This is a genomic window from Ruminococcus turbiniformis (genome assembly GCF_020687545.1).
Classification (GTDB): domain Bacteria; phylum Bacillota; class Clostridia; order Lachnospirales; family Lachnospiraceae; genus Mediterraneibacter; species Mediterraneibacter turbiniformis.
Genome location: NZ_JAJEQX010000004.1, coordinates 75,236 through 95,198 on the forward strand (window position 1 = coordinate 75,236; position 19,963 = coordinate 95,198).

The 19,963-nt window shown below is 49.7% G+C and carries 23 protein-coding genes; 2 read left to right on the top strand and 21 right to left on the bottom strand.

From position 1 onward, the window contains the following. Positions 1-62 precede the first annotated feature (62 nt). Together LKD70_RS03425 and LKD70_RS03430 are read right to left on the bottom strand one after the other, a co-directional pair. A complete protein-coding gene (locus LKD70_RS03425; RefSeq protein WP_227706651.1) occupies positions 63-1,079 on the bottom strand; it encodes an aldo/keto reductase in 1,017 nt (338 codons plus the stop codon). 136 nt (positions 1,080-1,215) lie between these two features. Continuing rightward, positions 1,216-2,202: a P1 family peptidase gene (locus tag LKD70_RS03430; protein WP_227706652.1), complete on the bottom strand. Its 987-nt coding sequence runs from the start codon at positions 2,200-2,202 to the stop codon at positions 1,216-1,218. Positions 2,203-2,419: 217 nt separating this feature from the next. Here LKD70_RS03430 and LKD70_RS03435 point away from each other — a divergent pair, with 217 nt between their 5' ends. Further along, a complete protein-coding gene (locus LKD70_RS03435; protein WP_227706653.1) occupies positions 2,420-2,716 on the top strand; it encodes a helix-turn-helix domain-containing protein in 297 nt (98 codons plus the stop codon). Here LKD70_RS03435 and LKD70_RS03440 read toward each other — a convergent pair. The 19 genes from LKD70_RS03440 to LKD70_RS03525 form a co-directional block, all read right to left on the bottom strand. After that, the gene (locus LKD70_RS03440; protein ID WP_227706654.1) at positions 2,713-3,114 is read right to left on the bottom strand and encodes a DUF5655 domain-containing protein; all 402 of its coding nucleotides are present in this window, start codon (positions 3,112-3,114) and stop codon (positions 2,713-2,715) included. The genes LKD70_RS03435 and LKD70_RS03440 overlap by 4 nt on opposite strands. A 23-nt stretch (positions 3,115-3,137) precedes the next feature. Continuing rightward, a complete protein-coding gene (locus LKD70_RS03445; RefSeq protein WP_227706655.1) occupies positions 3,138-3,530 on the bottom strand; it encodes a hypothetical protein in 393 nt (130 codons plus the stop codon). A gap of 12 nt (positions 3,531-3,542) precedes the next feature. Continuing rightward, positions 3,543-4,799 (bottom strand): beta propeller repeat protein, encoded by a 1,257-nt coding sequence (locus LKD70_RS03450; RefSeq protein WP_227706656.1) that lies wholly within the window; start codon positions 4,797-4,799, stop codon positions 3,543-3,545. Between the two features lie 16 nt (positions 4,800-4,815). Next, the gene (locus LKD70_RS03455) at positions 4,816-5,229 is read right to left on the bottom strand and encodes a HEPN domain-containing protein (protein ID WP_227706657.1); all 414 of its coding nucleotides are present in this window, start codon (positions 5,227-5,229) and stop codon (positions 4,816-4,818) included. Next, positions 5,226-5,621, bottom strand: coding sequence for a nucleotidyltransferase family protein (locus tag LKD70_RS03460; RefSeq protein ID WP_227706658.1), 396 nt, complete (start codon positions 5,619-5,621; stop codon positions 5,226-5,228). The genes LKD70_RS03455 and LKD70_RS03460 overlap by 4 nt, the downstream gene beginning before the upstream one ends. 105 nt (positions 5,622-5,726) lie before the next feature. After that, positions 5,727-7,973: an ABC transporter permease gene (locus LKD70_RS03465; RefSeq protein WP_227706659.1), complete on the bottom strand. Its 2,247-nt coding sequence runs from the start codon at positions 7,971-7,973 to the stop codon at positions 5,727-5,729. Then, positions 7,951-8,730: an ABC transporter ATP-binding protein gene (locus tag LKD70_RS03470; RefSeq protein ID WP_227706734.1), complete on the bottom strand. Its 780-nt coding sequence runs from the start codon at positions 8,728-8,730 to the stop codon at positions 7,951-7,953. Before LKD70_RS03470 ends, LKD70_RS03465 begins: the two co-directional genes overlap by 23 nt. A 127-nt stretch (positions 8,731-8,857) precedes the next feature. After that, entirely contained in the window at positions 8,858-9,880 is a 1,023-nt protein-coding gene (locus LKD70_RS03475) for a sensor histidine kinase (protein ID WP_227706660.1), read from the bottom strand. Continuing rightward, positions 9,877-10,560, bottom strand: a complete 684-nt coding sequence (locus LKD70_RS03480) for a response regulator transcription factor (protein WP_227706661.1) — start codon at positions 10,558-10,560, stop codon at positions 9,877-9,879. The genes LKD70_RS03475 and LKD70_RS03480 overlap by 4 nt, the downstream gene beginning before the upstream one ends. A gap of 46 nt (positions 10,561-10,606) precedes the next feature. After that, on the bottom strand, positions 10,607-11,488 hold the full coding sequence (locus tag LKD70_RS03485; protein ID WP_227706662.1) for a carbon-nitrogen hydrolase family protein: 882 nt from the start codon (positions 11,486-11,488) through the stop codon (positions 10,607-10,609). Positions 11,489-11,537: 49 nt separating this feature from the next. Further along, positions 11,538-13,484, bottom strand: a complete 1,947-nt coding sequence (locus LKD70_RS03490; RefSeq protein WP_227706663.1) for an AAA family ATPase — start codon at positions 13,482-13,484, stop codon at positions 11,538-11,540. A gap of 154 nt (positions 13,485-13,638) precedes the next feature. Next, positions 13,639-14,529 carry a phosphoribosylaminoimidazolesuccinocarboxamide synthase gene (locus LKD70_RS03495; protein ID WP_320442581.1) on the bottom strand — a complete coding sequence of 297 codons (891 nt, stop codon included), beginning with the start codon at positions 14,527-14,529 and terminating at the stop codon, positions 13,639-13,641. Positions 14,530-14,662: 133 nt separating this feature from the next. Continuing rightward, complete coding sequence (locus tag LKD70_RS03500) at positions 14,663-15,169, bottom strand: helix-turn-helix domain-containing protein (protein WP_227706665.1); 507 nt, start codon at positions 15,167-15,169, stop codon at positions 14,663-14,665. 68 nt (positions 15,170-15,237) lie between these two features. After that, positions 15,238-15,417 (bottom strand): hypothetical protein, encoded by a 180-nt coding sequence (locus tag LKD70_RS18685; RefSeq protein WP_407690892.1) that lies wholly within the window; start codon positions 15,415-15,417, stop codon positions 15,238-15,240. A gap of 37 nt (positions 15,418-15,454) precedes the next feature. After that, positions 15,455-15,925 (bottom strand): alpha/beta fold hydrolase, encoded by a 471-nt coding sequence (locus LKD70_RS03505; protein ID WP_407690893.1) that lies wholly within the window; start codon positions 15,923-15,925, stop codon positions 15,455-15,457. A gap of 11 nt (positions 15,926-15,936) precedes the next feature. After that, positions 15,937-16,299 (bottom strand): VOC family protein, encoded by a 363-nt coding sequence (locus LKD70_RS03510; RefSeq protein ID WP_227706666.1) that lies wholly within the window; start codon positions 16,297-16,299, stop codon positions 15,937-15,939. Positions 16,300-16,337: 38 nt separating this feature from the next. After that, positions 16,338-16,922 carry a GNAT family N-acetyltransferase gene (locus LKD70_RS03515; RefSeq protein ID WP_227706667.1) on the bottom strand — a complete coding sequence of 195 codons (585 nt, stop codon included), beginning with the start codon at positions 16,920-16,922 and terminating at the stop codon, positions 16,338-16,340. A gap of 45 nt (positions 16,923-16,967) precedes the next feature. Beyond that, a complete protein-coding gene (locus LKD70_RS03520) occupies positions 16,968-17,498 on the bottom strand; it encodes a dihydrofolate reductase family protein (RefSeq protein ID WP_227706668.1) in 531 nt (176 codons plus the stop codon). 69 nt (positions 17,499-17,567) lie between these two features. After that, on the bottom strand, positions 17,568-18,215 hold the full coding sequence (locus LKD70_RS03525; RefSeq protein ID WP_227706669.1) for a flavin reductase family protein: 648 nt from the start codon (positions 18,213-18,215) through the stop codon (positions 17,568-17,570). Between the two features lie 394 nt (positions 18,216-18,609). Here LKD70_RS03525 and LKD70_RS03530 point away from each other — a divergent pair, with 394 nt between their 5' ends. Next, complete coding sequence (locus LKD70_RS03530) at positions 18,610-19,902, top strand: MFS transporter (RefSeq protein ID WP_227706670.1); 1,293 nt, start codon at positions 18,610-18,612, stop codon at positions 19,900-19,902. Positions 19,903-19,963 lie beyond the last annotated feature (61 nt).

Here is a 19,963-nt window from a genome sequence, read left to right on the forward strand (position 1 = left end):
GTTTACAAGCGGGTTTTCCGGATCTTCTGTCTCACCTTCTGTTTCCGGAATTCCCCGGTCTTCTATTTCAGAAATGTCTTATAGTCCTCGTAATTTTTCACAAGCAGCTTCGGCGTGTCCAGTCCGTAGGGGCATCTGCTTCTGCACTGTCCGCAGTTCAGGCACCCTTCGATCTTCTTCATCTTCTCCTGCCACTCTTCCGAGAGCCATCCCGCCTGGGGCGCGCGCCGCAGAAGGAGACTGATTCTCGCACAGTTGTTGATCTCAATTCCTGCCGGACATGGCATGCAGTATCCGCAGCCCCTGCAGAAATCCCCGGAGAGCTGTTCTCTGTCCGCGTCCATCTCCGCTTTCATCTTCCCATCCAGAACCGGCGGACATTCCTGATATGAGAGGAACTCATCAAGCTCTGACTCTCTCTGGATTCCCCAGATCGGCGCCACATGATCAAACTGCGGCTGATTCATATAGGCATAGGCGCATGCGGAGTTATGGATCAGGCCGCCTGAGAGTGCTTTCATGGCGATAAATCCCATTCCCGCCTCTCTGCACGCCTCCACAATCTTTAAGTCTGCCTCAGCCGCCAGATAGGAAAACGGGAACTGAAGCGTCTCGTAAAGGCCGGACTCAATCGCCTCCCGGGCTACCGCGATCCGGTGGTTCGTGATGCCGATGTGCCGGATCTTTCCCTGCTTTTTTGCTTCGAGAGCCGCCTCGTAAAGTCCTGTCCCGTCACCCGGTTTCGGACAAAACGCCGGGTTGTGGAACTGGTAAATATCGATATAATCGGTCTTCAGAAGGCGCAGGCTCTCGTGGAGGTCGCTCCAGAATTTCTCTGCATCTCCCGCCATCGTCTTTGTGCTGATGACGATCCGGTCCCGCGTATACTCAAAGGCCGCACCCATTTTTTCCTCGCTGTCCGTGTAGCCGCGGGCCGTGTCGAAATAATTGATTCCGCCGTAAAACGCTTTCTGAAGCAGGTATACCGCATCCTTCTTCTCCACTCTCTGGACCGGCAGCGCGCCAAATCCGTTTTTGTTTACTTCCAGGCCTGTTTTTCCAAGTATGACTCTGTCCATCTTTCTCCCCCTGTGGTCTTATTTAATTTTTTATCTTTCTGATTTCTATTCTTTATTTTTCAGAATTTCATGCTGTGCTGCGGTGTACAAATTGCCGTATTTCATCGCTGCGCTTCGGCGTGCAGACCGCTGTATTTCACTGCTGTGGTTCAGTATGCAGATCGCTGTATGACGGAAATCCGTATGCTCCTGCCGCGTTTTTCACAGCCCGGGTAATCGCCTCGCTTACTGCCTCTGCGGCAAGTGTTCCGACGAGATCCTGATCCGCTCTGATCCTGCCAACTGACAGAGCATAAATACTGTCTCCGTCTGCAGTTGTATGTACCGGGCGCACGGAACGTGCCAGCCCGTCCTGCGCCATACCGGCAATCTTGCCAAGCTCCGCCTTGTTAAATGCCGCATTGGTAATAACGACCCCAAGCGTCGTGTTTCCGGTAAATTTGTTCTCTATCACTTCCGTGGAAGCGTACATCAGCTCGCATGAGTCGCGGAACGTTTTCCTGTCTTCCGTCAGCATGCCTGCAATCTTCTCCCCGGTCTTCCAGTCATAGACATCTCCCAGGGCGTTGACAGCTACTACCGCTCCAACCTGAAGTTCACCGAGAGATACCGCGCAGCTTCCGATGCCGGTTTTCATGCAGAACTCCATACCGGCGAATTTCCCGACTGTAGCCCCGCATCCGGCGCCGCAGCTGCCGTCCCGGTAATTCTCCTGCTCCGCGCCGAGACAGGCCGCATACCCCATCGCCTTGTCCGGTCTTATCCCGGGATCACCGACAGTCAGATCAAACAGGGACGACTGACATACAAGCGGCACTTTCGTAACGCCCACATCGAAACCGATTCCCCGCTCTTCCAGGTACTGCATCACTCCGCCGGCTGCATCCAGGCCAAAGGCACTGCCCCCGGAAAGCAGGACTGCGTGCACTGTTTTTGCCGCTGCGAGCGGACTGAGCAGTTCAGACTCCCTTGAGGCCGGTCCGCCGCCCCGCACATCAAGCCCTGCCGCCATTCCTTCGCCGTTTTCCGCCAGGAATACGGTACACCCTGTCCCCGCCTCTGTATTTTCCGTCTGTCCGATCCGGATTCCCCGGATATCCCTGATCCCGATCTCACGCTTCATGCGCACCACTCCTTAACCGAATGATTTTCGAATAATTATAGCATACCGTCACCCTCCTTCTCTGTCAACCGACTGTTCACAGAAAAAACCCTGTTTATGTTTAACATAATAGTCACACGTTGACATTCTATAGATGTCAACTCAAATCGGTTCATGACATAGAATACCTCATAACTGACATCAAATGTCTATTGCATAATTCACAGGAGGGATATTATTGTTTAAAAACAAATCTTCAAAAGGTACAAATAACATCTGCGGCAGAAAAATAAAATTGCTCCGTGAGCAGATCGTGCCAAAAGTCTCGCAGAGAGAATTCGCCGATATGGTGCAGCTGGAGGGACTGGATCTCGATAAAAACGCAATTCAGAGGATTGAATGCGGAAAAAGATTTGTAACTGATATTGAATTGAAAATATTTGCTCGTGTACTCAAAACAACAACGGATAACCTGCTCAGCGCAAGCCCGGACTTTGGCTCGTTGCCCGAACAGAAAACGGACCAGGAATCCTAACGATTTCCGGCCCGTTTTCTGCTTTTGGACGCTGAGAACCGCGCCGCCTCTCTGATCCATTCCATCAGTTCATCGTCGATCTCCTCCTGCTCAGACACAAGCACATGATGCGTCCAGCGGTTTGGGTGCGCCTCCGTGGCGATGTCAATCCGCGGGGATTCCTTCCTGTATCCCAGTCCGAAGGTGACGACAATATAGGATTCCGGCCGCATGGCCGCCTTACGCACCTTTGCGAATGAAACACAGGCAAACATATGGGGATTGTAAAATGAGATCTGTGTCTTCTGTACTTTCACTGTCACATCTTCGATCTCATCCGTCACTCTTCCCTCAAATTTCTCATAGAGCGGCAGCGCATCCGGGTGCTGATCAAAAAACTGCAAAACATCCGCATCCATTGTTTTTGTTCCTTTCTTCTCAGTTATCTTTCATGATTTTTCGCGAAAAATACGGCTGCGGCAAGAAGAAGCGCCGCTCCGAGCGTCCCTGCTGCGGCAAAAAGCGCGGCAAACGGGGAATACAGTCTTATCACATGAAGGACCACCCCGGCGGCAGCACATCCGAATACAAGGACTGTCACAGCCGGCAACATACCCGGCGCGGGATTTTCCCACGCAGAGGACTCGGAAAAAATGCCGTAAAACCGCATCATCGACCACACAAAGAGAGGGAATACCGCGCATCCGGCCGCCATTGTAAGGAGCCCCAGCCTGTAATCCCGGTACCAGAAAAAGAGCTTTCCGCCTTCGTACAGATACATTCCCGAAAGGAAGGCGGCTGCAATACCAACAATTAGCCACAGTATTTTTTTCATTTTTCCCGCCTCCTATCCTGCCTCTTCCGGCGTGTCATCTGCCACTTCTTCCACAAAGGTAAAATTCAGTCCGTCCTCAGACCGGTACAGTGCTTCCATCAGCACCCCGCCTTTTACATAGTCTCCGTCCTCTCCCTGACCGAGAATCAGAAAGAGAACCCCGTCCTCCTCATACATCCTTTCCACCGTGTCAAAAGGATTGAATCCCTGATCCGCAGTCACTTCCGCTGCCTCAGGTACCGTGATCATCTCGTAGGACGCGCCGCCGTCCCGGGTCACCCAGAGTACATTTTCTCTGGCATAATACCCCCTGTCATCAGCCGTCCAGAAAACACAGTCCAGGCCGCTCCATCCGCTCTCGATTGACGGCACATCTGTCCACGTCTTAAGGTCCGATGAGTAAAAAGTGGCATAGTAGTCGTTTCCAAGCGACCGGTCCACTGCAATTGTCACATAATATCCGCTGTCCGTCTTTGAGAGGAAACGGTTTGCAATACTCGGCCAGTCCGTGATATGGCTTGTCTGCCATGTTTCGCCCTGATCCATACTGTAGAGAAGATCATTTCCGGCAACAAAGGCAGTAAACTCTTCTGTCACAATATAGCTGTTATATGCCAGAAGCTCATTGTATGTTCCGTTTTCCGTACCGCAGACTCTCTCGTATCCGTCCGGCACCTCGATCAGGTTTTCTCCGGAATCATATGTCACATACAGAACTCCGTCCGCGATATAATACGTCATCGGCTCTTCTGTGTTCATCTTATAGTGTTCTGTCTGAGGCATGTTCCGCTCCTCCTGAAACTGGGGCGTTCTGATCTGGTACTGAACAGGCCGCAGTCTGTCTGTCAGCGTATATGTACCGTCTCCGTTGTCTTCAAAACTGAGCACCATCTGTCCGATATACACATTCCGTGTATCCGTGCCCGCCAGTTCCAGATTCTGCACAATCCGGTCATTCGCGCTCGCCACCCGAACCGTATAATCAAGCTGAACATACGGGACATCCAGATCGGTAAGTATCTCTGACTGATCAATCTGTACATCCACGATCCGGTACTCATAGGGCACGGTCCACCCTTTCAGCCGGTCAAAATATTCCTCAAACCATTTTTGCGCTGTCTCTTCCGGATCATCGCTCAATGTCTGCACTGTGCTTCCCACGCTCTGAGGCGGATCAAAAAAGTGCCAGACAATCTCCCGGAAGACGGCTGCGATCAGAAACGCCCAGAGAAATATGGCCGCAGAGATCATGATTCTCTTTATCTTCATACCGCTACCTCCTCGTTCATACCGACATCTCCCCGGGCTGTTCATCGAGTTTTTTCAGTCTGCCGACTGTATCGTACATGATATCCAGACATTTCTGAAATTCTTTCTCTGATACAGTCATAAAATCATCTCCCGGGTATCGTGCGTCAAAATAAAAATCGGTTAAATATGCAAGTCCAACTGTGTCGAGTTCCAATTCAGGATAAACATCGTTAAGTTTTGAGGCAATTCTTTTCATATTGTGCTTTCTCAGCAGATCTGAGACATCTTCATCAGTCATCAATTTATCAAGATAACCTTTCAGGTATTTTTCAGCAACCTGCTGGCACTGCACTGCGAGCTGATTATAAAACCTGCTTCCTGTACGCAGGACAGATTCCAGATATTCCAGGTCATTTTCCGCAATGTCAATATAAGAATTCTTTATCACTTTTCCACCTCCAGTATCAGTTTTTTATCCCGCTCTATTTCATTTCCGAATACAGACGGGTTTTCCGTCGATTCTCCGCTCATATAAACAATGTCCGTATGAACTCCATCGATCTCCTCATCCAGAGTCCACCGGATATCAGCGGCAAGCACGCGATCCTGCAGACGCTGCCCTGTAACAATCAACAAATCTATATCACTTGTACTTCGGACCTCTCCACGAGCGCAGCTTCCGAAAAGGAATATTTTTCTGAGGTCCGGAATATTTCGCCGCTGTATATAGTCAAGGTCATGTTCTATTTTTCTTCTGAATCTTTCCGGGAGATGTGTATAATTTTCTCTGTAAATTCTGACTGTTCCCTCCAAAATCTGCCGCCTCCCATTTAAATGCACACTCTGAGTGCATTTGATATCAATTTTAGGAAAAGGGGCGCCGCCCCCGTCCCGTCCACTGTCATTGTAGCAATATCCCCCGGAAAAGACAAGGCATATTCCGGTTCACTGCGCCTCCCCGACTGCCCGCCTGAACAGGATCCACGTACTGATAAAGTAACACACTAGCAGCATCGCAAGGATCAGCACCGTAATCCCAAGCTGCATAAGAAGTGTTTCCGCCCCGATATAGGCGGATATCTCAGCGGAAAACGTCTGAATGAACCCTGCCACCACAACGCAGGATATCACCAGAGCGAGAGCAACCGGCAGGCCGAACCAGACGCCGAGCTGTCTGAAAACAAGTCTTCTGATCTCCCGTTCTTCCACGCCCAGGCTCCGCAGAACAGAGAAGCGGTACCGGTACTGGGAAGCGTCGAGAAGCTGCTGAAGCGAAAGGACGGTAAGACAGATTACCATCAGCACAATTCCGCCGTAAGTCATCACCGCCTTCAGCATGAAGTTATTCGCAAGCAGGCTGTTGACCTGCAGTGTATTTAACCGGATCGTATACTGCATGCCGGTATCTCTCATTCCTTCTCCACTCCCGCTCTCTCCAGGATCTTCCGGATAGACTTCCGCGAATGCTCTCGCGATTTCCTGCGCGTCTGCAAAGGGAACCGGCCGCTCTGTCATAATATACCGGTTTCTCATAACCCCCATAAGATCTTCACATACACTATCCGGGAAGATGTACACCACATTTGTGTAGGAATTATACACGGTTTCCCCGATGGGTTCCTCATAGCAGGAATTCTCCGCAAGAGAGAGAACGCCTGCGTCTGTGCCGACCTGCTGATGTTCTGTAAGAAACTCCGCCTTTTCTTCCTCTGACGCGATGGACTGCCACTGAGTCGTAAACTCGTCTTCTCCGAGGCTGACCGGCTCATATCCGAGCATCTCCCTGATCCCGTTGTAATCGCTGAGTGACATCGCAGCAACAGGGAACTCCCATTTGATTCGGCTGTGGAATTCTTCCCGCTCCGGAAGATAGAGGGAAAAGGTGCACTCTTCCGCTGTTTCAATTCCTTTTTCCCTTAGAACTTCTGTAACAGGCTCATAATCTCCCTGATACAGATCTTCCTCACTCATCACATCGTTGTATCTGGAACTGATCTGTATATCGTACAGAGACCGGACATCCAGATACCCGAGGCTCCATCCCGTAAGAACGGGCGAGATGAGAAACAGAACGACAGCCATCCCAAGCGTGATGCAGATCAGGATCATTGTCTTCGTGTTTGCGGCCAGTTTTGACGTGATCTGCCCCAGAAGGAACAGACTGGTTCCGCGGTACCTGTTTTCCGGCGACTTTTCTTTCCAGGAGACAAGCCCGCTGTTTGACAGGTAAACGATGCCACAGATGAGATAAAGCATGTCGGCCAGCAGGAAGAGCATGTATTTATTCATAATTCCGGCATCATAGGAAAGCATGTACGGCCCCCGCATCATAAGCACGGCGGCATTGGAAAAGGCTGCCAGGATGGCGGCGGCGCACTCAAAAGCCACGCAGGACTGTTTTCCCCGTTTTCCCGAAGCAAAAAGCGCCGCCCCGCAGAGAGCTCCCGCCGCCGGAACAAGAATATTCGCCCAGAACATGATGTGTACCGGCACGTCAAACCGACTGTCGAAATAGTAATATCTCAGCCGGATCCCTGACACTGACATCCACACAAGGACAAAAAGCCAGATCAGCGTAACGACGGGCATGAAGCGGTTCTTTTTCAGCGGAGGTTCATTCCGCCTCTCCGCATTGATCATATCGATAATCCGGATCTTCTTTATCGTCCTGACATTTGCCCCTCCGACAAGAAGAAAAATAATCACGAAAAAACCGGCTGTCATAAGCGCGGTATCCGGGAACAGTGTCCATGTCAGCTCAAAATCCTGTCCGTAATCATGAAGCAGCATTGCCGTGACAAACTGGGAGCAAACCGCCCCAAGAAGGATGCCGAGCACGATCGACAGGGCTCCCATGACAAGCGTTTCGGCAAGAAACATCCGCGCCACAGTCCCCGCCTCCATTCCGATAACGGACTCTACCGCGAACTCTTTCTGCCTTCGTTTCAGCATATAGCCGTTTACATACCGGATCAGGAACAGAAGAAGCAGAGCCACCGCGCAGACTGCGATCTTCATCCCGTCACTTAAGACCGTGACATCGTACTCCGTGCCAAGATCCGGGCGGTAATATCTGCTTGAAATGGACAGGAACGCGTAAAACAGCATGACACAGATCGTCAGGGTGACGAGGTAGATCAGGTAATCCTTCGACGAGCGTCTGACATTTCTAAAAATCAGTCTGGCGTACATCGCTTCCCCCTCCTCCCATCATCGTAAGAACATCAAGAATCTTTTCAAAAAACGCTTTCCTCGTGTTCTTCCCTTTTACAATCTCTGCGAAAATCTCCCCGTCTCTGAGGAAGAGGATCCTTCCCGCATAGCTGGCCGAAAAGGCGTCATGGGTAACCATGAGAATCGTAGCTTTCATCTCCCGGTTCATGCTCTCCAGCGTGGAGAGCAGCATCTGGGCGGAATGACTGTCCAGCGCCCCGGTAGGTTCATCTGCCAGGATCAGTTTCGGATGATTGATCATCGCTCTCGCACAGGCGCACCGCTGTTTCTGCCCTCCGGAGATCTGATACGGATACTTGTCAAGAATCCCGGAAATATCAAGCTTCGCCGCCATTGCACGCACAGCCGGCTCCACCTCATGCGCCGGTGTTTTGCTGACTGCAAGCGCCAGAGCGATATTCTCCGACACTGTCAGCGTGTCCAGAAGATTAAAATCCTGGAAAACGAATCCCAGGTTCTCCCTGCGGAACCGGGCAAGCTCCTTTTCCCTGATCTCGGTCACATCTTTTCCGCCGAGATAAATATGTCCTGCGCTTACAGTGTCAATGGTTGATATACAGTTTAGCAGCGTCGTCTTTCCGGAGCCGGAGGCCCCCATGATTCCGAGGAACTCTCCCTCGCAGACCGAGAAACTGATATCACGGAGCGCTTCCGTAATATTTCCTTCATTTCCGTAAAACTTCTGAATGTGTTCCAGTGTAAGGATCTCTTTCATCAAAATTCCTCTCCTTTTCCTTCTTGCTTCCTTACTCCGCCTTCCGGCGTTCTGGTTTTATTGTAGAGAAATTTTCTCCGGAACTGTATCGGTTCTTCTTACGAAAATCTAACAGAAATGTAAGTTTTTAATCACTGACCTGCCGCATGAAATGATCCACACGGAATGACAGCACAATCTCCGTGCCCTGCCCTCCGGACTCATCTGACCTTGCGCATATGCCGATTCCGAGCCTGCCGCACAGGCGCCGGCAAAGATACAGCCCAAGCCCGGTGGAATTCTGCCGTTTCCGTCCGTTCTGCCCGGTGAAGCCTTTCTCGAAAATCCGCGGGAGATCTTCCGGCGGGATTCCCATTCCGTTGTCCCGGACACACAGATGCACCGTGTCGCCCCTTCTTTCGGAAAAGATCTGAATACACGGATGCTCTGTGCGGTATTTCACTGCATTGGCAATCAGCTGGTTTAAGATAAACCGTATCCATTTTTCATCCGAATACACCGTATCCTCTATCTGTTCCGCCTCCACGGCGACATGGTTCTGCATCAGGAGATATTTATTGTCCGCGATGGCCTGGTGCACCACATCGCTTAAACGGATCTCGCGTATGGAATAGTCTTTCTCCGCATGTTCGCTCCGCGCATAGTAAAGCGCCTGCTCTGTATACTGACTGACCTTCTCAAGCTCCGCCAGCAGTTCTCTCGAGAAGTCGGACCGCTGATTCTCGCACTGAAGCCGGATCGCCGTGATCGGCGTTTTCACCTCGTGGATCCACTGTTCGATATACTCCCTGTATTCCTTCTGTTCCCGCCGGACTGCATTTACCTGTTCAAGCATGGACTTCTCCGCCATTTTCAGAATTCTGAAATACACCTGATCTTCTGCTCTCCCCGGCTTTTTCATCACTTCCGCGATCAGATACCGGTCACTTAACTGCTCCGTCATCGCAAGAAGGCGGTCCATCTCTCTTTTCCTGTAAATGCATGACAGGATCAGACCTGCCGCCAGGATCAGAACCCACACGGAAAGAATGAGAAAAACACTGTCCGCACTGTTTCCCGAAAGCAGCAGAAAAACGGAAAGCAATACCATACAGAGCACATTGACGAGCAGAAACGGAAGCCTGTTTTTCAAATACTGCGCTGTGCTCATATGAGATACCCCTGCCTGTATTTCGTTTTGATAAAGTCTTCAAGCCCGAGAGATGCAAGTTTCTCCCGGATCCGGTTCACGTTTACACTGAGCGCGTTGTCGTCGATATAGAGCTGGCTGTCCCAGAGATAATCAATCAGATCGTTTCTGGAACAGATCGCGCCCGCATGCTGAAACAGGCAGTACAGAATCTTCACTTCATTTTTCGTAAGTTCTGCCTCCTGTCCGTTGTATTCGATCGTACTCTTCTCCGGATGGAGTGAAGCGCCTCTCCACGTAAGCTTCATCCCGTCTTTCGCTTCCTCCCCGGATATCGGGTACGCCTTTTTCAGAAGGGAGGCGATCTTCGCCAGCAGGATCGCTGTGTTGTATGGCTTTGTGATAAACGCATCCCCGCCGAGCATAATACTGTTCAGCTCATCCATGTCTGTGTTGCTGCTCGTCACAAAGACAACCGGCATATCCGAAAACGCCCGGATCTGTGAACAGATGTCAAATCCGCTGATCCCGGGAAGTCCGATGTCGAGCAGTACAAGATGGGGCGAGAAGGATTTTATCTGTTCCGCCGCAGATGTAAAATCAGACAGGATCTCCACCAGGTAGCCGTTGCCCTCAAGAAGTGTTTTCAGCTGGTTTCTGATCGCAGGATCATCTTCGATAATCAGTATCTTTTCTCTCATCGTCCTCTTTCCTCTCCATCCTTTCCTCTCCGTCCCGGATCAGTGTCTATGCCGGGAATCCTTCCCTGACAAACGGTTCCTCGATTTTTGTCTCCGTGAGCATCCCGTATATGAGCGGCCGGCGGTACGCATTGCCGTGTACTTCGCTCTTCCTGTAATCTCTCAGCATGTCCAGGTCAAGCTCTGCAATATAGATTCCCTCTTCCCCTCCTGCTTCCAGAACGCACATATCCCTTGAACCTTCCATATCCGGAAGATAGGCAACGCCGTCAAACAGCGTTGATCTTCCGTTGCAGTCCGGAACGGATTCCGGATAATTGCAGGTGGCGACTGCCAGCATATTCTCATAGGCCCGGCCCCGCAGCTGGGAGAGACGGTTAATCTCCATCGGGCAGGCGTTCGGCACAAGAATCAGCTCCGCCCCTTTGAGCATCAGAATCCTCGCGCTCTCCGGAAACTCTCTGTCAAAACAGATCATTGCACCGGTCTTCACTGTCCCGCACGCCGTGTCCAGATCCGTGACATAAAAGTCCTCCCCTGCTGCAAGCGGACGCTCCGCGTCGAACGCACACGTATGCACCTTTGCGTAAGTGAACTTCCTCTCTCCGAAACGGTCAAAAAGGACCATTGTATTGCGCGGCCCCGTTTCATGTTTTTCCAGAAATGTAACCGCGATTGCCATCTCAAGCTCCGCGGCAAGTTCGCTGAAAGCACAGACAAACTCACTGTCCGCGGAAATCGCCTCGTTTCTCCATTCCTTAAACGGCCGGCCGCAGATCCGGTACCCGTTGCTCCACATCTCAGGGAACAGGGCAATATCCGCTCCCATCTCCTTTGCCCTGCGGCACGCACGGATCCCCTTCTCCTTATTTTCTTTCAGCGTATCGCACGGAGCGATCTGAAGCAGCGCTGTTTTCAGCAGATTCATTTTGAAATCCTCCCTGTTTTCCCTGTTATCCAACTGTTCCGATGCCGTTTCATGCCATCCTCTTTTCCCAGCGGACTTCCGCGTCCTTTCCCCGGTGCGCCAGCCCGATATAAAGGACCGGTCCTGTCATTTCCGCGTCATATTTTCTTTCCTTTATCTGCGCGACGGCATCTTCCGCCAGATCTTCAAGTGCCGCGGACATATCCTTTGTATATTTAAATTCCAGGATCATATTCGGATACTCCGGTTTTTTCGCATACAGAAGGAGATCGCCTCTTCCCCGGCCGCTCTCCCTGTTGCTCCTCACCTCATAATCCTTCTGCATGAAAGCGCACATGCCGAGCATCATCATATGGTAACTGTTTTCATCTTTCAGGTCATGAAAAGACGGAAGTTTCATCAGCATTTTCCTGTATTCTTCCGCGAATTTTCCGATCTGCTCCGCCTGAAGGAAACAAAGCATTCTGCTGATGTCTCCCTCTTCGACCCGCAGATAAAATGCCGTCAGCTCCTGAAATACTTTCCACACTTCCTGATTCGGGACACAGATCACACAGAGATTCTCACTTAACTGTTCCTGTATCGCAACCATGCCCGCATTGATCAGCATTCCCCACAGAGACGCATCATCCGGCTTCTCATAATATGCAGAAGACAGCTCCGCATACACGGTTGCCGTCCCGTTTCGGATCAGATCATTGTAAGCAGACCGGAAAGAACCGCTCTGCTGTGCAAGCGCGTTTTTAATCAGACTGTTCTCGCCTGTATTTACCCAGTATGCTTCCAGTTTTTTCCGGGCCGCATAGCAGGATATGGACCAGGGATTATAGACTTCCTCTCCTCCGAACCGGTACCCGTCGTACATCCGCTTCACTTCATCGGTAAATTCCGCGCCGCACTCTCTCAAAAGATCTTTCACTTCATTTTCTGTAAATCCAAAACAGTCTGCATATTCCGGATCTTTTACTGTGCATACAACCAGATTGTTAAGTCCTGAGAATATATTCTCTTTCGCCACCCTCTGAATTCCTGTGAGCAGGGCTCTCTCCAGAGAACGGTTCCCTTTCAGAGATGAACTCAGAATTCCGGAGAGAACACCCCGTACCTCATTGTAGTATCCGCCGGAGTTTGCGGAGATGAAAGGAGTATCATACTCATCAAGCAAAAGAACGGTCTTTTTGCTGTAGCGGACTTCCAGAACACTGCACAACTCACTGACTGCATACTGAATCGCCAGCCTTCTTTCTTCCGTATTTCCCCGCATGCACAGACACTCATAATTCTTCTGAAACCTGTTTCTCATTTCCGCTGTAAGTTCCGTCTCACGGACAACCGGAAGATATCTTTCATACTCGTCCCTGAGCGCGGCCGCAAGCTGTTCGATCATTCCATCGGCACTGTCGGCCTTCGCATTCAAAAAGGAAATAAACACGACGGGATACTGATTGATCTCCCGCATCCAGTCGGTTCTGCTGATCTTCGTCCCCTCAAAGAGCTCTTCCGATTTCTTCGTACAGTCAAGAAATTCCGCCAGCATCGACATATTCAGCGTCTTTCCGAAGCGTCTGGGCCGTATGATCAGAGTCACCTGATACCAGGAGTTTAAAAACTGTTCAATCATCTGTGTTTTATCTACATAGTAGCCGTGTTTCTCCCGCAGGAAACGAAAATCCTGCGCGCCGATCACAAGCTTCCTCTCCGACTTTTTCCGGCCTGTGTCAGAATCTGTGCCGCTGATCCGATAAAGCGCCTTCTCTTCACACACTGCACCTGCCATGCAGTCCGCTCTGCGCGGATACCTGCCGAACAGCTCATCCAGAGTACAGTTCAGTACATCACTGATATTTTCCAGCGTCTCAAAGTCCGGCGAGCGGTTTCCGCTCTCATAGTTTGCATAGGTGGAACGGGAAATTCCGAGTTTTTCGGACATCTGCGCCTGTGTAAGCCCTCGCAGATTTCGAAATCTCGTCAGCTGCTCATGAAATTTTGTTTTCATTCGTCCTCTCCCTCCTTTCCTTTTGCCATTCTCTTTTCGTTATAATACCACAGATAGTTTCAATTCGCAACATTGTATATATAAAAGTCGGGGAATGTTTCTTTTTGAATCCATCCCCCGATCAGATTACAGATCGTCAGCGTTTCCGTTCTCCTTAAAGATCTTTTCCTGTAAGCATCTTATAGGCAAGCAGATATTTGTCTATCGTCTTCTGTACGATGTCATCCGGCAGTGTCCAGTCATTGTCCGGATTCGCTTTCAGCCAGTCGCGTGCAAACTGCTTGTCAAAGGACGGCTGTCCGTGTCCCGGCTCATACCCGTCTGCAGGCCAGAAGCGGGAGCTGTCCGGTGTGAGCATCTCATCTCCGAGAACGATATTGCCCTCCTCGTCAAGGCCGAACTCAAACTTCGTATCAGCAATGATGATGCCGCGGCTCAGAGCATAATCCGCACATTTCTTATACAGTGCAATCGTGTAGTCGCGAAGCTTTGAAGCGTACTCCTCGCCTTTTCCCGGGAAACATTTCTCCAGATGTTCAACGCTCTGTTCATAGGAAATGTTCTCATCATGATCGCCGATCTCCGCCTTTGTGGACGGTGTGTAGATCGGTTCCGGCAGCTTGTCGGACTCTTTCAGTCCTTCCGGAAGGCGGATGCCGCATACTGTGCCGTCCTTCTGGTAGCTTGCCCAGCCGCTTCCCGTAATATAACCGCGCACGATACACTCAACCGGAAGCATGTTCAGTTTCCGGCACATCATGCTGTTTCCGTCAAACTGCGGCTGACGGAAAAACTCCGGCATATCGTTCACATCTGTAGAGATCATGTGGTTCGGAAGGATATCCTCCGTCATCTCAAACCAGAATCTGGACATCTGTGTCAGTACAGTTCCCTTTTTTGTCACATTGTTTTTCAGAATAACATCAAAACAGCTGATTCTGTCTGTCGCTACCATGATCAGATTATCGCCGTTATCGTATATCTCGCGGACCTTGCCTTCTTTAATCGGTTTCACTTTATATACCTCCCTGTTCGCTTCATTTATGTCTATCGATTCCTATGACATTATAGCATCCCGTTTTCGCCTTGTCATTGCTTTTTATACCGCAAAATACAGAAAAAACGCGAAAATCCGCGGTTTTATAAGCGGGTGTTATAAAGCATTATCAGCCTGTTTTCTATATGTTCTTTTTCCGAATTCTGAACGCTGTCAGTGCGAAACCGGCTGCAGCCAGAATGATACACAGACTCCCCAGTATCGAAATAGGCAAAACGGGCATTCTCCAGATATATTCCGTCGAATCAGTAAAAGCCTGGCCAAAATGCTCGAGTTCATATCCCTTCCAAAACCCACATATCAGAGGAACAAAACACCAGATAAGAATACCCGCCAAACCGGCTCCTGTATAAAGGAAATATTTCTTAGAGTTGAATTTTCCCGTCTGCTTTTTCTCGTCTGCCACATCCGGATCTGCCACACTGTCACAGCTGATGCCACGAATCAGATAATCGCAGCTCGTCCCGAACAGGTCACATATCCGGATAATATTTGAAATATCCGGAGTATTCTGACCTGATTCCCACTTTGATACCGCCTGTCTGGAAACCCCCAGCTTATCAGCAAACTGATCCTGGGACAACCCGTTGTCCATGCGGATTTTTCTGATGCGCTCGTTCATATCCATCTGCTCACCTCCATGTTCAGTGTGACATGTTCCTGCATTTTCAGCAACCAACCAGTGCGTTCCTTTTGTCAACCTGTCGTTGCGAAGTCCGTGGAAACTCTTTCGAGAAACTCAGATATCACATCTGCAGCTTGCTCCGCGTTTGTCGCGATCGCGGGATGCACGCCGTGTTCAAACATCCGGACCGAAGCATCCGGAATAAGCTCCGCCATCTCTTTATATTCTTCTTCCAGATTTTCACGGCACATCTGATCCTCCCTGCTTCCGATAAACAAAACAGGAACTTTAAGTCCGCTCAGCGGTTTCTGAAAAAGTGGCCGCTTTTCTCTCAGAAACCAGATTTTCCTCAAAATGTCTGTTGAGCGTACGGCCGTCGAAACTGTCCGCCACAACCGCACTAAATAAATCCGGCCGCTCCAGAGCCGCATTGACCGCCGCCCACGCCCCGCCGCTTGTTCCGATAAGAGAGAGTTTCTCTTCGTTTTTCAACTGTCCCGCAAGTTTCAGATGCTCCGCAAGCGCAATTACCTGCATCGCCTCATCATGCCACAGATCCGCCGGAAAACCGGACACCCTGTCCGACCTGCCGTTTCCGAGGAAATCAATCAGTATGCATCTGAATTTCCCGGCATACAGTGGCATCAGCAGCTCAAACATTCTGGAAGAAGCCGTGTTGCCGTGCAGAAAAACAACCGGAGCGCCTTCCCCGTACTCTTCATAAAAAACGGATTTTTCATGATATGTGAAATATGCCATCTTATCTCCCCTCACATCGGTGTCCCGACCTCGATCAGATTGCCGTCAGGATCATAAAAACGGAGTACTTTCTGCCCCCAGGAATGCGTCATAAGCCTGTTGACATATTTGACTGACGGATACAGCGTTTCAAGCTTCTGAGCAAATCCTTCGATGTCCCACTCTTCAAAATACAGCTCACAGGAATTGTTTTCCGGAACAACATCCTTTCCCAGGAATTTCTTCCAGACCGACTCCTCCTGCAGCACAAGCCCTTCTGTCAGAATCATATTTCCATCGTTGTCCAGTATCGTATCAAGTCCGAACAGATCATGATAGAACTGCCTGGACTTCTCGATATCTTTCACGACGATCAGTATATTTTTCAGTTTCACTGCACTCCACCTCCTGCTGTCTTCCGTAAATCAGAAACTCATGTTATCTCTTCCACAAAATGATTCTCCGAATGATCCCGGTATTTTTTATAAATCCGATCCTTCTGTCCGTCAAAGTTTAACTGATACATGCGGAAAATAACAGATATATCTTTTGGTTGCCACTGCTCTTCGTAAGAATACATGTACTTCATTCCAAGCCGCTTCATCACACTGCCGCTCCGCGGATTGTTGACGTCGTGGGTCGCTGTGATATATGGAATTCCATCCTGCTTCAGGCGGTTAATGAGTGCACCTGCGCCTTCGGTTATTATTCCGTTATGCCAGAATTCTTTTCGCAGGCCATAGCCAAAATCATAGCTGTCCGCTGCACCGACAGTGATATATCCGATCGGGATATTCTCCTTTTTCAGACACACCGCACAGCTGTATATCTTCTTTCCATGCTCAGGATCCAAATGCGTCCTGTAAAACAGTTCCGCTTCCTCCGGCGTTTTAACAGGGAACCACGGTAGAAACCGATTGACCTCCTCATCGCTGAAGATCCGATATACAGCATCCAGGTCATTTTCCGTAAATTCTCTTAAGATCAGTCTCTCGGTTTCCAGATTTATTTTACTCATTCAGTTTCTCCATTCTTTTCTACCTCCGACATCCGCTGTCAGAAATCATCTTCGCACATAGATCAATTCTGTCATTCCATTATACGACCTCGTATTGAGCAGTCTCAATTTTATTTCTCTGTTTCCGCCTTTAAACAATCGTATACCGGAACCTAAAAGTGTCGGTATTATTGTAATATAATAACAGTCGATCAGATCCTCGTCCATCAACTGCTGTACAATACTTGCTCCTCCGCAGATCCAGATATCTTTTCCTTCTTCTTCTTTCAATTTTCTGATCAGCCCAGCAGGATTTATATTCGTAAAATGAATTTTCTCAGAAGATTCATGCCGGTGGTGTGAAATAACATAGGTTGTGAAATCATCATATATCCATTTATCCGGCGAAAGTTCTGTTACAACCTGATTGTACGTTTTCCACCCCATCAGAATCGTATCTATATTTTCTGTAAATTCAGAATAGGTGTCGATATTTTCTTCATCCTTTCCGTGACCTTCCAGCCACCCCACATCACCCTTGCTGTCTTCAATATAACCGTCGACACTCATTGCAATATACAGTTTGGCACTTCTCATCTCAAACCTCCCTGACACGTCCGCACGCGCATCTGTCATGCTTCCTTCTGCCTGCGTAAAATCATTTTTTCAGTCATATTTCCTAATATCCACCGTGGCGATAGCCGACTGTCCCGGTTCTCCGTTCAAAAGATTCTGCGGTGCCGGTACAAGTATCATAAATCCGTCTTCCCCGTAGCGCTTCTCATATCCGTGCGCGTATTCTTCTTCCACAGAGATATGCTGCACCTGTCCGGTCACCATCGCCGTAATCCCCGCACCGCTTAAGTCCTGTATCTCCTTCAAGGTACATTCTACATTTATAAAAGCTTCCTGAATCGCCGGCGCGTGAATTGTTTTCGCATTGGAAAGGGTGAAGTTCCCCGCCGCAAATTCATCCGTCTCAAAATCGTTCTGGTGAATGGTATCTACAAGCTGGTCGTAACATCTGAGGGGAAGAAAATTAATGCAGAAACATTTTTCCCTCCGGATATTTGCGTAAGTATGCGTGTGCTGATACAGATTCCCCATAACGGCGAAAAAAGCTGTCTTATCTCCATGAAAACATCCCCAGGAGTGAAAGCATATATTGGGCTGTCCATTCTCTTTCCATGTAGTAACCGCAAAGAGAACCGTGGGGATTCCCGCAGTCACCTCGAAGTGCGAAAACAGCTCAAATTCACCGGGATACGCGGGCTTAAAATACTGTGGGAACTCTTTTCCGATCTCGATTTTCATAAAAGCACCTCCCGCAGAAATCACTTCTGCTTTAAACCTGGATTTTCCTGTTCTTCTTAACCTTTATTGTAACATCCTGCCTCTGAACTGTCACTTCTTTTGTAGACATGCAAAAGCCAAAATGCTATACTCATTCTATCTGTAAATATTAGCGTCAGTGTACACTGACGATATAGAAACAGGAGAAATGAAAATGAAATTGTGCATTGGAATCGCTCCATGCAAGGTCTGAGGACGCTGCATGGAGAGGATCGGTCACAGCGGCTTCCAGACGGCTTTCTGTGATCTGAGGGCCTGAACCGGCCCAGTCCTCAGGCTTTGCTTCGTGATGCCCGCATCTTTTCTGCGGAATATTTGAAAAAATATCAGATCATCAAAGGAGCAAAGTATAACAATGAAAAATTCAATAAAAGAGTTGAGAACATTTCTTATTTTATGGAGCACACAGTCGCTGTCCCAGCTTGGAAGCTCAATGACGGGCTTCGCGCTGACCCTGTGGCTGTATCAGGAAACAGGTTCCGCGCTGCAGACAGCGCTTCTGTCTATCTGTTCCTACGCGCCCTACGTTGTCATGAGTATTTTCGCAGGCGCGTTTGCCGACCGGTGGGATAAGAAGAAGACAATGCTTGCGTGTGATACCTTCGCCGCTTTCTGTTCCGCTGCTGTTCTTGTTCTGCTGGAAACAGGCCAGCTCATGCCGGTGCATATGTACCTTTTAAATGCAGTAAACGGACTGATGAACACCGTACAGCAGCCCGCCAGCGATGTGGCGATGACAATGATCACCCCGGAGAAATACTATCAGAAGACGAGCGGTATGCGCTCATTTTCCAATTCTCTGATTACGATTTTAAATCCCATGCTTGCAACAACTGTGTTTTCCTTTGCCGGTATGGAAGCTGTCGTTTTCATCGATCTCGCGACTTTTGTCGCGGCGTTTCTGGCCCTTCTCTTCGGAGTCAGGATTGCTCCTGAGAAGGAGCGGGTTTTGGAAGAGACGGAGTCTTTTCGCGAGACTGTCACATCAGGACTTCTGTATCTGCGGGACAACCGGATGATTCTGACCCTGATCCTGTTTCTGGCCGGGGTAAATTTCGTGGCATCGGCATTTGACGCCGCCCTTCCGGCCCTTATTCTTCCAAAGGAAAACGGCGGGGAACAGGTGCTTGGAATGGTAAGTTCCTGCGCGGGAATCGCGACACTGGCCGGCAGTTTTCTGACCGTGCTTATGCCGGCGCCTCGCAACCGGGTCCGGGTCATCTCTCTTACCATGCTGTTTTCGCTTGGAACGGAGAATTTTCTGCTTTCACTTACCCGTACTCCGGCGCTCTGGTGTCTGGGACAGCTGATCGGCTGGCTTCTGATCCCGGTAATGAACGCAAACCTGGACGTGATCATGAGAAGCTCCATTCCTGTGGAAATGCAGGGGCGGGTGTATTCCTGCAGAAACACGCTGCAGTTTTTCACAATCCCGATCGGACTTTTCGTCGGCGGGGCGATGATCGACAATGTATGCGAACCTCTGATGGCCTCTGTGCATGAAGGGAGTATACTGTCTCTTCTGTTCGGTACGGGAAAAGAATCCGGCGCCGCCCTCATGCTCTTCCTTCTGGGGATAGCAGGCGTCACTGTCTGCCTGGTGTTCGGACATCTTCTGAAAAAGTATACATACAGAGATCCGGCCTGAAACATAAATCAGAATACCGCCGCGCGGACGCTGATATATTATCTGCGAGCCGCAGCGGCGG

Coding starts and splice junctions, on each gene's coding strand:
- LKD70_RS03470 (WP_227706734.1), bottom strand. CDS start 8,730: ATGAAAGAGATCCTTACACTGGAACACATTCAGAAGTTTTACGGAAAT.
- LKD70_RS03475 (WP_227706660.1), bottom strand. CDS start 9,880: ATGAGCACAGCGCAGTATTTGAAAAACAGGCTTCCGTTTCTGCTCGTC.
- LKD70_RS03485 (WP_227706662.1), bottom strand. CDS start 11,488: ATGAATCTGCTGAAAACAGCGCTGCTTCAGATCGCTCCGTGCGATACG.
- LKD70_RS03440 (WP_227706654.1), bottom strand. CDS start 3,114: ATGGATGCGGATGTTTTGCAGTTTTTTGATCAGCACCCGGATGCGCTG.
- LKD70_RS03515 (WP_227706667.1), bottom strand. CDS start 16,922: ATGAGTAAAATAAATCTGGAAACCGAGAGACTGATCTTAAGAGAATTT.
- LKD70_RS03520 (WP_227706668.1), bottom strand. CDS start 17,498: ATGAGAAGTGCCAAACTGTATATTGCAATGAGTGTCGACGGTTATATT.
- LKD70_RS03480 (WP_227706661.1), bottom strand. CDS start 10,560: ATGAGAGAAAAGATACTGATTATCGAAGATGATCCTGCGATCAGAAAC.
- LKD70_RS03430 (WP_227706652.1), bottom strand. CDS start 2,202: ATGAAGCGTGAGATCGGGATCAGGGATATCCGGGGAATCCGGATCGGA.
- LKD70_RS03505 (WP_407690893.1), bottom strand. CDS start 15,925: ATGGCATATTTCACATATCATGAAAAATCCGTTTTTTATGAAGAGTAC.
- LKD70_RS03425 (WP_227706651.1), bottom strand. CDS start 1,079: ATGGACAGAGTCATACTTGGAAAAACAGGCCTGGAAGTAAACAAAAAC.
- LKD70_RS03465 (WP_227706659.1), bottom strand. CDS start 7,973: ATGTACGCCAGACTGATTTTTAGAAATGTCAGACGCTCGTCGAAGGAT.
- LKD70_RS03500 (WP_227706665.1), bottom strand. CDS start 15,169: ATGGATATGAACGAGCGCATCAGAAAAATCCGCATGGACAACGGGTTG.
- LKD70_RS03445 (WP_227706655.1), bottom strand. CDS start 3,530: ATGAAAAAAATACTGTGGCTAATTGTTGGTATTGCAGCCGCCTTCCTT.
- LKD70_RS03490 (WP_227706663.1), bottom strand. CDS start 13,484: ATGAAAACAAAATTTCATGAGCAGCTGACGAGATTTCGAAATCTGCGA.
- LKD70_RS03450 (WP_227706656.1), bottom strand. CDS start 4,799: ATGAAGATAAAGAGAATCATGATCTCTGCGGCCATATTTCTCTGGGCG.
- LKD70_RS03525 (WP_227706669.1), bottom strand. CDS start 18,215: ATGAAAATCGAGATCGGAAAAGAGTTCCCACAGTATTTTAAGCCCGCG.
- LKD70_RS03530 (WP_227706670.1), top strand. CDS start 18,610: ATGAAAAATTCAATAAAAGAGTTGAGAACATTTCTTATTTTATGGAGC.
- LKD70_RS18685 (WP_407690892.1), bottom strand. CDS start 15,417: ATGTGCCGTGAAAATCTGGAAGAAGAATATAAAGAGATGGCGGAGCTT.